This window comes from Mycobacterium pinniadriaticum, assembly GCF_026242045.1.
Lineage (GTDB): Bacteria > Actinomycetota > Actinomycetes > Mycobacteriales > Mycobacteriaceae > Mycobacterium > Mycobacterium pinniadriaticum.
In genome coordinates this window covers 1-12,298 of the sequence record NZ_JAPJDO010000024.1, presented here as the reverse complement: position 1 = coordinate 12,298, position 12,298 = coordinate 1, and the positions used below count along the sequence as shown (strand labels likewise).

11 protein-coding genes and 1 pseudogene are annotated in these 12,298 nt (G+C 64.1%); 9 read left to right on the top strand and 3 right to left on the bottom strand.

The window, feature by feature from the left end; all coding sequences use genetic code 11:
* Positions 1 to 18: 18 nt before the first annotated feature.
* Complete coding sequence (locus ORI27_RS22295; RefSeq protein ID WP_265999241.1) at positions 19 to 1,395, bottom strand: aspartate aminotransferase family protein; 1,377 nt, start codon at positions 1,393 to 1,395, stop codon at positions 19 to 21.
* Between the two features lie 134 nt (positions 1,396 to 1,529).
* On the opposite strand from ORI27_RS22295, the gene ORI27_RS22290 reads away from it, so the two are divergent.
* The 5 genes from ORI27_RS22290 to ORI27_RS22270 are packed head-to-tail and all read left to right on the top strand — an operon-like array spanning position 1,530 to position 6,693.
* Entirely contained in the window at positions 1,530 to 2,774 is a 1,245-nt protein-coding gene (locus tag ORI27_RS22290; protein WP_265999240.1) for a polyamine ABC transporter substrate-binding protein, read from the top strand.
* 5 nt (positions 2,775 to 2,779) lie between these two features.
* Positions 2,780 to 3,718, top strand: a complete 939-nt coding sequence (locus ORI27_RS22285) for an ABC transporter permease (protein ID WP_265999239.1) — start codon at positions 2,780 to 2,782, stop codon at positions 3,716 to 3,718.
* On the top strand, positions 3,715 to 4,593 hold the full coding sequence (locus tag ORI27_RS22280) for an ABC transporter permease (RefSeq protein WP_265999238.1): 879 nt from the start codon (positions 3,715 to 3,717) through the stop codon (positions 4,591 to 4,593). Before ORI27_RS22285 ends, ORI27_RS22280 begins: the two co-directional genes overlap by 4 nt.
* A 49-nt stretch (positions 4,594 to 4,642) precedes the next feature.
* The gene (locus ORI27_RS22275; RefSeq protein ID WP_265999236.1) at positions 4,643 to 5,791 is read left to right on the top strand and encodes an aromatic ring-hydroxylating oxygenase subunit alpha; all 1,149 of its coding nucleotides are present in this window, start codon (positions 4,643 to 4,645) and stop codon (positions 5,789 to 5,791) included.
* 50 nt (positions 5,792 to 5,841) lie between these two features.
* On the top strand, positions 5,842 to 6,693 hold the full coding sequence (locus ORI27_RS22270) for a patatin-like phospholipase family protein (RefSeq protein WP_265999235.1): 852 nt from the start codon (positions 5,842 to 5,844) through the stop codon (positions 6,691 to 6,693).
* Here ORI27_RS22270 and ORI27_RS22265 read toward each other — a convergent pair.
* Positions 6,674 to 7,672: a patatin-like phospholipase family protein gene (locus ORI27_RS22265; protein ID WP_265999234.1), complete on the bottom strand. Its 999-nt coding sequence runs from the start codon at positions 7,670 to 7,672 to the stop codon at positions 6,674 to 6,676. The genes ORI27_RS22270 and ORI27_RS22265 overlap by 20 nt on opposite strands.
* Positions 7,673 to 7,768: 96 nt before the next feature.
* Positions 7,769 to 7,954, bottom strand: a complete 186-nt coding sequence (locus tag ORI27_RS22260; protein WP_265999233.1) for a hypothetical protein — start codon at positions 7,952 to 7,954, stop codon at positions 7,769 to 7,771.
* A 792-nt stretch (positions 7,955 to 8,746) separates the two neighbouring features.
* Between ORI27_RS22260 and ORI27_RS22255 the strand changes: the two genes are divergently transcribed.
* The 4 genes and pseudogenes from ORI27_RS22255 to ORI27_RS22240 form a co-directional block, all read left to right on the top strand.
* Positions 8,747 to 9,808 carry a hypothetical protein gene (locus tag ORI27_RS22255; protein ID WP_265999231.1) on the top strand — a complete coding sequence of 354 codons (1,062 nt, stop codon included), beginning with the start codon at positions 8,747 to 8,749 and terminating at the stop codon, positions 9,806 to 9,808.
* A 109-nt stretch (positions 9,809 to 9,917) separates the two neighbouring features.
* Positions 9,918 to 10,124, top strand: a complete 207-nt coding sequence (locus tag ORI27_RS22250) for a hypothetical protein (RefSeq protein ID WP_265999230.1) — start codon at positions 9,918 to 9,920, stop codon at positions 10,122 to 10,124.
* A 4-nt stretch (positions 10,125 to 10,128) separates the two neighbouring features.
* Positions 10,129 to 11,160, top strand: coding sequence for a DUF3800 domain-containing protein (locus ORI27_RS22245; RefSeq protein WP_265999229.1), 1,032 nt, complete (start codon positions 10,129 to 10,131; stop codon positions 11,158 to 11,160).
* Positions 11,161 to 11,484: 324 nt separating this feature from the next.
* Positions 11,485 to 12,298 (top strand): annotated as a pseudogene (locus tag ORI27_RS22240) (hypothetical protein); the annotation flags it as partial.

The following is a 12,298-nucleotide window of genomic DNA, read 5'->3' as shown; positions in this document are numbered from 1 at the left end:
GGAGGTCCTGGCCGAGGGTCAGGCCGCCACCGCATCGGCGAGCCGGGCGAAGTTCGCGGCGAACCGGTCGACGTCGGCCTCGTCGTGCTGAACGGATAGCAACCATTGCTCCACCTTGCCCCAAGGCGGCAGAAATACCCCGCCGTTGTGCTGCATGAGCCAATGCAAGTGGCCCAACCGATCGTCGATCTGCAGGAAGTCGCGGAAATCGTGGACCGGCTCGCGTTTGAACGTCACGCAACCCTTGGCTCCGACGCTGACCACATGCCAACCGTAACCGTGTTTGGCCGTTGTCGCTTCCAAAGCACCGCGAAGCCGGGCGGCCAGAGAACCCATGCGCGCGTAGGCGGCCGGTGTCAGTACCTCGGACAGCGTGGCCCTGGTGGCGGCCATCGCCAGCGGATTGCCGTTGAAGGTGCCGACCTGTTCGTAGCGGCCGTCGGCGATGGCCGACATCACGGCCACGGTGCCGCCGATCGCTGCGACCGAGATCCCGCCGCCCAAAGCTTTTGCCAGGCAGACGATATCGGGAATCACGCCGGACGCCGCGGTGACACCGCCGGGTCCGGTAGTGAAGCCGGTCTTGACCTCGTCGTAGATCAGCAGAGCTCCCTGCGCGTGCACCAGATCGCGGATAGTGGCCAGATAGCCCTCATCGGGCGGAATGATGCCGGCATTCATCATCACCGGCTCCACGATCATGGCGGCCACTCGCCCGCGATGCTCGGCCAGGGCGCGGGCCACCGCGTCGGGGTCGTTGAATCCGACGACGACGACCAGGTCGCGGATGGCGGCCGGGATACCGCTGTTGCCCGGCACCCCGATCGGGTGCTCGCGGGGGCCGACCTGATCGGCCTCGGGCAGCACGGAGACTTCCACGGAGTCGTGATGGCCGTGATAGCAGCCCTCGACCTTGATGATGAGATCGCGGCCGGTGACCGACCGGGCCAGGTGCACGGCATCCATGGTGGCCTCGGTGCCGGAATTGGCGAAGCGCCACAACGGCAAATCGAACCGGTGGGCGAGTTCGCCGGCGATCCAGATCGCGTCCTCGGTGGGCTGGGCGAAGTGCGTGCCGCGGCGCACCTGCCTGCTGACCGCCTCGACGATGGCCGGGTGGGCATGGCCGGCGATCGAGGCGCCGTAGCCGCCGTGCATGTCGACGTACTCGTTGCCGTCGACGTCGTAAACCTTCGAACCGGCCCCGTGGCTCATCCACACGGCCTGCGGCTGGGCGATCTGCCAGTTCGATGTTGCTCCGCCGGCGAGATGTTCGCTTGCGCGAGCGATCATTTCGGTGCTGCGCGGCTGGCGTGCCAGGAACACCTTCTCTTCTTCGGCGATCAACTGGTCGACCGCGTCGTACACCGGGCTCTCGATAATCGACGAAGCCACCGGGGAAACCTCCACTCGATTGCCGTGCGGACCTGCGAAGAAGCGCTCCGGCATCTATTGACTGAGCATTCAGTCTATGTCAGAGTCCAAGGAGCTATCAAGACTTCGGAAAGCCCGAGACCACGGAGGCGCGGATGCCAGCATCACAAGGACCCGGCCCGAATCGGCGACAGTTCCTCCAGCGGGCCGCCCTGCTGGCCGCCGGAACCCCGGCCCTGGTGGCATTTCTCGACGCGTGCTCGAAAGGGGACCAGTCGACTTCGGCGCCGACCCTGAGGATCGCCTCACCGCAGAACCCGGTGAAATGGGACATCCCGAGCGACAATCAGGCGATCGCCGACGGCCTGGAGCCGGAGAAGGGCGCCACGCTGCAGCTGTACAGCTACGCCGACTACATGGCGCCCGAGGCGGTCAAGTCCTTCGAGGACAAGTACGGCGTCAAGGTGCAGATCTCGACGTTCAACGACACCGACGAGGGCCTGACCAAGATCCGTGGTGGCAACGTCGACTACGACATCTTCTTCCCCAGCTATGACCAGATCGGCCGGTTGGTGACCGGGGGGCTGCTGCGCCCGCTCAACCACAGCTACATCCCCAACATCAAGAACGTCTGGCCGGTCTTCACCAACCCGTGGTACGACGAGGGCTGGCAGTACACGGTTCCCTACACGGTCTACACCACCGGCATCGGCTGGCGTATCGACCAGGTGTCCGCTGACATCGGTGCGTTGAAGAACCCCTACGAGTCGTTGTGGGATCCGGCCTACAAGAACAAGACGGCGGTCATCGACGACTGGCACACCGCCATGGCCATGGTGCTGCTGAAGATGGGCATCACCGATGTGAACACGTCGTCGGCCGACGATCTGAAGAAGCTCGGCGACCAGCTGACCGCACTGGTGGAGGCGACCTCACCCAAAGTCACCATCACCATGTACAGCGACCTGCCCGCCGGCCAGATCGGGTTGTCCCAGATGTGGTCCGGCGACATCATCAACGCCCAGAGCTACCTGCCGGAGGGCGTCGACGTGGACATCCTGCGCTACTGGTTCCCCGCCGACGGCAAGGGACTGGTGGACAATGACCTGATGGTGGCGCTGCGTGGCGGCAAGAACCCGGTGCTGGCGCACCTGTTCATCAACCACATGCTCGATCCCGAGGTCGCCAAGCAGAACTTCTCGGCGATCGGTTACCAGCCACCGCAGAACTCGATCAATCCCGACACCCTGGTGTCCGACGGGTTCATCCCGGAGAACCTCAAGACCGCGATCGTGCGGCCCGAGTACTTCGACGTCGGCTACCGTCTGCTCGAGCTCGATCCCGCCAATGATGCTGCTTGGCACAATGTTTGGCGTGCCTTCAAGGCCGGGGGATCCTGAGCGAGGTGACCCTCGCCGAGGCGGGCGCCCCAGCCAAACCGCTGCCGAAGCGGAAACGTAACAGCGGGCTGTGGCCCCTGCTGGCGATGCCCGGCGTCATCTGGCTGGCGTTGTTCTTCCTGGCCCCGCTCTACGTCGTTCTGGCCATTGTCTTCGGTCGGGTGGACCCCATCTTCCGCACACCGATCCCGGTGTGGAACCCGTTGGAGTGGAACCCTTCTCAGTTCAACTATGTCCTGATCCACATCGTCGGAACCAACGGCGTATTCGGCCCGGCGCTGCTGCGTACGGCGGTCTACGTCCTGCTCGCCAGCCTGCTGTGTCTGCTCATTGCGTTCCCGGTCGCCTACTACACCGCGCGGCTCGCGGGCCGATGGGCCGGGGTGCTGCTGACGGCTCTGATCGCACCGTTCTGGATCAGTTACATGATGCGAATGCTGGCCTGGGTCAACCTGCTTCAGGACGACGGCATGGTCAACCGCCTCTTCAGCCTGGGCGGCCTCTTCTCAGTCCACGTGCACTGGCTGACCGGCCAACCCGTGGTAGTGGTGCTCGGCCTGGTGTACGGCTATGTGCCGTACATGATCCTGCCGATGTACGCCGGTCTCGACCGGCTCCCGCAGTCGACAATCGAGGCGGCCAGAGACCTGGGAGCCAACCGATTCGGGTCGTTCTGGCGGGTGACCCTGCCGATGTGCCGGCCTACGATCGTGGCTGCCGTGCTGCTGACCTGCCTGCCGATGCTGGGGGACTACTTCACCTCCGACATGCTGTCGGCCTCGCCGAAGACGGCGATGGTCGGCAACCTGATCAACGACAGCGTGCAGTCACCGGGACAGACCGGGCAGGCGGGCGCATTCGTGATGCTGGTGCTGATCGCCACGGTGTTGCCGATGTTCTACTACGTGCGGGCGACCGCGCGCGGGGGCGAGGTGTCCACATGAGGGGGCCTCTGACCTGGTGGCGGGACCCGTGGCGGCCGCCTCGGATCCTGATGGCGGTCACGGTCGGCTATCTGGCGTGGTCGCTGCTGCCCGTGCTGATCGCGGTCATCTTCTCGTTCAACGACGGCAAGTCGCGGACCAACTGGCAGGGTTTCTCGTTTCGCTGGTATTGGGGGGATGCCACGAGATCGGTCTGGCACGACGCCTCGCTGCACACCGCGTTGCTGCAGACGCTGAAGCTCGGCCTGATCACCACGGTGATCACGGTGCCACTCGGGGTGTTGTTCGCCATCGGTATCGATCGCTGGCGAGGGCGACTGCCCGCGGGCGCCAACCTGCTGATGCTGGTGTCGTTCGTGGTCCCCGAGGTCCTTCTGGCCGTCGCGCTGCTGTTCGTGATGACCTCGCTGACATTGCCGATCGGGCTGGGCACGTCCGCGCAGGTGATCGGGCTGGTCACCTTCCAGATCGCCTATCCGGCCGTACTGGTGCGTGCCCGACTCGCCACGATCGGTACCCAATACGAGGAAGCCGCAATGGATTTGGGTGCTTCGCCGATGGAAGCGTTGCGGCGGGTGACGGTGCCGATGCTGGTTCCGGCGATCTTCGCCAGCACAGTGCTGGTGTTCGCCGATGTGATCGACGACTTCGTCCTGGTGCGTTACCTGTCCGGCAACTCCTCGACCGAACCGGTCTCGGTCAAGATCTACAACACCGCCCGTGCCGCGCCCACGCCGGCGCTGAACGCCCTGGCCACCTTGCTGCTGTTGGCCGCGTTGATCGCGGTGACCGTGGGATACCTGGTGTACCGCCGGATGACTCGTGGCGACGACACCGCCGGTGGCGGAATCGCGGCTTTCGCCGGCGAGACCTGATCGGCCCTCATCTCTGGACCGGTACCGGTCCGGCGACTAGTCTGACTGTATGTTCAAACAGACTCCGGCGCCGGTGCCCGCCGACGATCTCGCCGCCGCTCTCGCGCCGTTCGGGCAGTCCCGGATGCTGCCGCGCGAGGCGTATACCGACCCGGCTGTCTTCGAGTGGGAACAGCACAACATCTTCTCCGGCTGGCACTGTGTCGGCCACGCGGGTGACCTGGACGGTGTCGGCGCGCAGAAGGCCGTCGGGTCGGGCGCGGACGGAATTCTGCTGGTGCGTGGCGACGACGACCAGGTACGCGCCTTCGCCAATGTGTGCCGCCACCGCGGCCACGAGATGCTGCCCTGCGGCGCCACCGCCAAACGGCGCGGCATCGTCTGCCCGTACCACTCCTGGTCGTACAAGCTCAACGGCGAATTGCGCAAGGCGCCCGGGTTCGACGGCGCGGAAAGTTTCCAACCCGGCCAGTTCGGCTTGACCGAGCTGCGATTGGTGAATTGGCACGGCTACCTGTTCGTCGACCCAAGCGGCGCCGACGTGGATTTCGATTCGCATGTGGCCGGATTGGAAGACGTCGTCGGGCCCTATCGCCCAGAGGATCTGGCCGTGGTGGCGCGGCACTCCTACGAGCTGGAGACCAACTGGAAAGTGATCGTCGAGAACTACCAGGAGTGCTACCACTGCGCGACGATCCACCCCGAGCTGTCCAAGATCAGTCCACCCACCAGCGGCGAGAACATCGACCTGCCCGGCGACTGGATGGGCGGCTGGATGGCCATGATCGACGAAGCCGAGACGATGTCGCTGAGCGGGCGCAGCGGTGGCGTGGTGATCAAAGGCCTGTCCGAGCAGGAACTTCGCACCGTGATGTATCTGGTGGGATTCCCCAACCTGCTGGTGAGCCTGCACCCCGACTACGTGATGACCCATCTGATGACGCCGACGGCCGTCGATCGCACCTACGTGGAGTGCGCCTGGGCGTTTCCGAAAGAGGCTTTGGACAAACCGGATTTCGATCCGTCCTACGCGGTGGATTTCTGGGATCTGACCAACCGGCAGGACTGGGCGGCCTGTGAATCGGTGCAACGCGGCCTGAGTTCGCCGCATGCCCGACCGGGGCCGCTGGCTCCCGACGAGGACGGTGTGTATCAGTTCGTCACCCGGGTGGCCCGGGCTTACGCCGGGTCGGTATGAACGACCCTCGGCGGTAAGCACTTCCGGTACGGCTGGCAGACTCGCACGCTGTGACGACGAAACGAGCCCTGATCCTGGCCGGCGGCGGCATCGCCGGGATCGGCTGGGAGACCGGCGTCCTGCGTGGGATCGCGGACGAAGCCCCACAGACGGCGCGGGCGCTGCTCGACTCCGATGTGCTGGTCGGCACGTCGGCGGGCTCGACCGTGGCCGCACAGATCAGCGGTCCGATGTCGCTGGAGGAGCTCTTCGAACGCCAGGCCGGCGACACGTCCGCCGAAATCGACTCCGGCGTCGACATCGATTCGATCGCCGAGCTGTTTCTGACCGCGGTGTCGCAGCCCGGTGAACTGCGAGAGAAGTTGCAGCGCATCGGGGCCGTCGCGCTGACCACGCCGACCGTCGCCGAGCCGGTCCGCAGGAAGGTCATCGAAGGGCGCCTGCCCTCGCATGACTGGCCCGCCCGAGATCTGCGGATCACCGCGATCGACACCGCCACCGGGGAACTGGTCGTGTTCGATTCGTCGTCGGGGGTGGAACTGGTCGACGCGGTGGCTGCCAGCTGTGCGGTACCGGGGACCTGGCCGCCGGTGACCATCGGCGACCGGCGCTACATGGACGGCGGTGTCAGCAGTTCGGTTCATACCGCCGTGGCCGCCGACTGCGCCACAGCCGTGGTACTCGTGCCCGCCAGTGAAACGGCGCCGTCGCCGTTCAGCAGCGGCACCGCGGCCGAGATCGCGGGATTCGGCGCGCGTACCCTCGCCGTCTTCGCCGACGACGCGTCGCTGGCGGCGTTCGGCCGCAACCCGCTCGACCCGCGGTGCCGGGTCCCGTCGGCGCTGGCCGGACGTGACCAGGGCCGGCGGATCGCCGCCGCGGTCACGGAGTTTCTGAACTGAGAGCGTTGCGGTAGCCGTCCAAGGCCTTGGCGGCAAGCTCGCGGCCGAGGTCGATCACCTCGGCGGCGCGGTGGAACTCCAAGCTGCGGCAGGCGCTTCGGGGTACCTCGATCAGCAGGTCGGGCGGGTAGGCCGCCATCTGATGGCGGGCGAGGGCGGCCTGCGCGATGTCGATGGTGCGGTTCATCACCGCGAAGCTGCCCAGCTTGGGGATCGGCTCCGGGTCCTCGGCGGTGTCATCGGAGTCCGATCCGGTACCGAACCGGCTCAGCATCGACCTGGCCGCGGGCGTGTCCAGGATGGTGCGCGCCGCATTCGTGTCCAGCAATCCCGACGTGCTGCGCAGCAGCCTGCCGAGCCATTCGGTGCTGGCGCGGGCCTCCGGGTCGGCCGGAGTGTCCTCGCCGTCGTCGGGTGCCGGGCCGGACAGACTGACCGCGATCGTCATATCGGCGTTGACCGCGGATATCGGTGCCATGGGCAGCGGATCGAGAATCCCGCCGTCGGCCAGCAACCTGCCGTCGAGCACGTGGGGGGCGATGACGCCGGGGATGGCGATCGAAGCCCTGATCGCCGCATCAACCGGACCGCGCTGCAGCCACACCGATTTGCCCGCGATCAGGTCGGTGGCCACCGCGGTGAACGGGATCGGCAAGCCTTCGATGGTGGCCTCGCCCAGCATGTCGCGCACAGTGTCGAGAATCTTCTCGGCGCGCAGCACGCCGGCGGCGGTGATCGACGGGTCGAGCAGGCGCAACACCGCCCGTTGCGTCAAAGTCTTGGCCCAGTCCGAGAATTCGGTGAGCGATCCGGCGGCGTGCAGGCCGCCGACCAAGGCGCCCATCGACGAGCCGGCGATACCGACGATGTCGTAGCCGCGGCTGTGGAGTTCGTCGATGACGCCGATGTGCGCATACCCCCGCGCGCCGCCGCTACCGAGCGCCAGCGCGACGCGCCCCACGGGGGGTTGTCCGGCCATGGCTACATTCTGCTCGCCCGAGGAACCCGGAGACACCAAAGGGCACCCCTTGCCGGGGTGCCCTTTGGTGCGCCGTCGGGCGCCGTCGCGCCCGGACTAGTCGCGCTGGACGGCGTCGACCGTGCCGAGCTTGTCGCTGTTGACCGTGTATCCCAGCGAGTCGAACGTGGTGTTGCGGGTGTCACCGGACCCGCTAGGGGTGGCGGTCGCCGGGGCGGCCAGTCCGATGACGAGCCCGCTCATCGCGGAACCCAGCAGGGTCGCGATCGCGAACTTGGTCATGTTGATGCGCTTTCTCTTCGTGCTCTGCTCATTACAAAGAGGTAAACCGCGAGGTCAGGGAAATAATTCCAGTGGCAGGAACTGAGCGGCGACTGGCAGGAATCGGCCCTTGTTGTAGGTTCCAATTTTCCATGGCGGATTCTGGCGGATCCGCCATCGAGATTGGAAATTGTCTAGATCATCTAGTTATCGGCGCGGCAATCATGGCGTGATCGATGCCGGCGCATGCTCAAGAGCGCGCTCCCCGTGACGCGCAGAGCTTCTGCCAATGACGACGGCGAGAAGTCGCTCACTCAGGCATGAGGGCGTTGTATCTCACGCAACTATAGATTTGCTATAGAAGTGCAGGTATTTCACCCGAAAACTTCTATTCAGCTACGATTCCGGGAATTCAGAGGCAAGCTAAGTTTGCCACGGGTTGGAGTTCGGCGCATTTTGAACGGCACCAGCTCGGTGAAATGTTCGAGCCAGACCGCAGGGAAGTACCTGTGAAACCAACGTTCAACCATCCGCACGAGGCGTGGGCTGACGCCGAACAGCGGAAGCGCGCACTCGCGGCAGCTAGACCGGCCTCGGGAGAAAAGATCTTCTGCGGCGGGCAGCCCGTCACCATCGTCAGTGTCGACGACTTCAACTTGAAGGTCAGCTTTGTGCCGGGCCATGTTCCTATCGGATCAGCGTCATTCGATGAGTTCACATGGGCGGCCGAGGCAACCTAGTGACGGTCGCGCCGGCGGTGTGCCGATTGCCCGTATTTCGATACTGTTAGTCGGACGATCGACGGTGTGGCCAATGACATTCGGGACCGATAGGGGAGGTGTACCAATCAGCGTCGATGGCCTGGAGCGCATAGTGGTTCAGCTGGTCGAGGCCCGCCGTCTAGCCGATTTCAATGATGTTGCTCACGGACGTTTGGCTCTGCTGCTCCTCGACAACGCCGCCGAGACGATGCTGTCGCGACAAGCTCAAGAAGCGCTTGTCTGGGCTGACGTGCATCGCAACTTACTGAAGAATATGGAACGCCACGGGTACTCGCCCAACGAGGACAGCAAGGCAGACGCACTGTTTGAGGAGCTAAGCGCGAATGGAGTATCAGAGAAGACGCGGAAAAAGATCCGCCAGAACTTCTCCGATCTGGTCCGGTTTGTCTTCTCCCGACCCGATTGTGAGCTCGGCACGGAACTTGCGGGCTGCCTAAATGCCCTACACCGTTACCGCAACGCGGCCTATCACCAAGACGTCGTCCGCAACGACGTACTCGGTCCGGCCACCGAAATCTACTTTTACCTGTGCTGTCAGCTGCTGAAGCACCAGAAGTACACGGTCATGGAGATCGCGACCCCACCGGCGGTGGTCGTCGAGGTTTTTGGCGGCCGGTTACCAGAAACTCTTACCGGGTTCCTGACTAACGAGAAGGCGATGGGCGACGCAGTGGCCGATCAGCTTCTCGCGCGCTACCGGCTGGACCACAACGGCATTTCGTCCACGCTCGCTGCTCACTTAGATGCGCGCATCGATCTACTTGAGACAAACCTTGATGAGTTCATCGACCACCTCGGGTACCCGGATAGACCGACCGCGCTTCGCTCGATCCAACTGATGCCGATGAGCGATGAACCTCCGACGGTTCCCGAGGACTTCTGGACCCGTCCAATTCCAGTGACGGAGAAGGTGATTGCTGGCTGGAAGCGCCGCGCGGTCGCGATCGCTCGCGTGCCCTTGGGGCAAGACGCCTTGCGCCAGTTCGACGACATCGAGCTAGCCGTTTCTGGGTTCGAGGACCAGCTGGAGCCGTTCACGATCGCGATTGACCGCGAAATCCAACACGAGATCGACTTACGTCGTGGAAAGTAGCCAAGCTGGTACAGCATTGAGAAACCCCGACCTGAGGCGGATGGCGCGAGCGCACCGGTGCGGTGATCGCGGTCGATAATCGCCGAGGGCCTCACCGCGTCCAACATAGTTGGTTGTTATCGGCTGTGTTCGCGCCGCCGGCGAGGCCGTCGTTGCCCGCTTACTGCACGATTCGCCCGAACGGCGCGAGGTCATTGTCAATATCGTCAACCGCCAAGCTGCAGCTGATCTCCTCGCGATCAGTGTGCAGAGCGTTACCGATCGGTTGGAATTACACAAGTTGATCGGTATCAAGGTGGGCCTGAAGGGACACTGAAGAAGTGAATCAACCGGCGGCGGTGATCGTTTGCGACGAATCTGGTTCAGACGGCGAGAATCTAGCCAAAGGTGAGGCTCGGGTTTTTGCACACGGCAGCACCGATCTAGATGCAGATGACGCTGCTCGCATCGTCGACGGGTTGAGAGGGGCCGTGAGGTTCGGCGGATACGAGCTCAAATCAGCGAGTCTGTTGAAAGCGGAAGGCCGCAGAAAGAAGCTGTTGGAATTGTTTGCGCCCACGGGGCCGTTGCCAGGCCGGGCGAAAGTGGTCGTCATAGACAAGCCGTTCATGATTGCGGCCAAAGTTATCGATCTGGTGATCGAGGAAGCGGCCCACGCCAGGGGGATCGACCTCTACACCCACGGTGAGGCCAGAGCGATGGCAATGACGCTGTTCCGGGAAGGTCCCGGTGCGTACGGGGAGAAGCTTTGGCAGAAACTGCTAGGTGATTTCGTGTCGTTTGTACGTCGTACACAGCGCAATGGCAGTAAGACTACTCAAGCTGAACTCGTCGAAACGATTTCACATCTGCGTCGCGGACGCCGACGACGTGCGCTGGCGTCGGTCATGGACCAGCTGTGGGAAGGACGCGAGCATCTCGCGGACTATCGCCCGGACCTGCGCGCAGACAGTGCGGCTCTCGGAACGCTTGACCCGCTGTGGCCGTCCATCGCTGCAACCGCCAGAGCGTGGCACGAGGTCTACTCAACACCCATACATTTGGTGCATGATCGGCAGGCTGCACTTACCCCAACCGCGGTGAGCGCCTTTCTCCAGACGATCGGCGTCGCGTGGCCAAACATGGCGCTTCCGGTGCCGATAACAGACCTGGAGCAGACAGACTCACGCCATGATCCACGGGTACAGATTGCCGACCTTGTCGCTGGTGTTGGGGCCTGGGCTGCAAACAAAGCTCTCGACGGGACAATCAGCGACGATGAGGCAAACCTCTTGCGCCCATACCTGATCGACGACTCAATGTGGGGGGATCCCACAAGCTGGTTTCGGCTAGCAGGCCGCCCACTGCAGTGAGCCGCGCGTCCGTGGGCTTTATGCCAGTGGAGTCCCGGACTGCCCTCAGGAAGAAGCAGGCAGAAGAATTCGCGGGTCAAGCGGCTACTTATCCTCGTGGATGATATGCCCTTGCTGCGGTGCAGCCTTCCATATATGTCCTGATCAGGACCCACTTCGCTATTGTCGCCTGCCATGAGGATGGGACCAGTGTGACCTGATTTTTGCCAGGGTGATGGGACCACCTGGATTGCCAGTTATGGGACCACCGGCGCGTCGCGTCGGTGGTCTTTTCATTTGTTCGTTCGATCGCCGTGACAGCGCAAGTCACGGAGGTCGGCGGACATGGCTTTTCGGGAGGTCAGTGTGAATGAGATCAGGGAAGTGCTGCGGGTGTGGCTGGGGGTGGCGGGGCTGCCATCGCCGGGGTACCGCACGATCGCCGGGCATTGCGGCCTGGACCGTAAGACGGTGCGTCGCTACGTCGAGGCCGCCCAGGCGGCCGGGCTGCGCCGCGACGATGATCTGGGCGCGGTCGATGACGCGTTGATCGGGATGGTCGCCGAGGCGGTGCGTCCGGTGCGCCCCGATGGGCACGGGGCGGCGTGGGAGCAACTGCTGGGGTTCGAGAAGCAGATCACCGGGTGGGTGGCCGGCACGCCGGGGCAGCGGCCGTTGACGATCACCAAGATCCACACCCTGCTGGCGCGGCAGGGTTGCGTGGTTCCGTATCGGACATTGCACCGATTCGCCAGCCAGCGTTGCGGTTTCGGCCGCAAAGACCTCACGGTACGCGTCGCTGACGGTGATCCCGGGGTGGAGTGCCAGGTCGATTTCGGCTATCTGGGGATGCTCACCGACGCCGACGATGGGCGCCGCCGCAAGGTGCATGCGCTGATCTTCACTGCGGTGTACTCCCGGCACATGTTCGTGTGGTTGTCCTACTCGCAGACCCTGGCCGCGGTCATCGCCGGCTGTGAGGCGGCGTGGGAGTTCTTCGGCGGCGTCTTCGCGGTGCTGATGTGCGATTATGTGGCGCGCCACATAATCGCACTTCTGTGCCCGGCGGTGTTATGTGCCCGACCGCCCGAAACCCCTGCTGGGGTGGCGGTGATGGCTCGAGTTCGGGCACATAACGAGATTGATGGCAAGACGATTG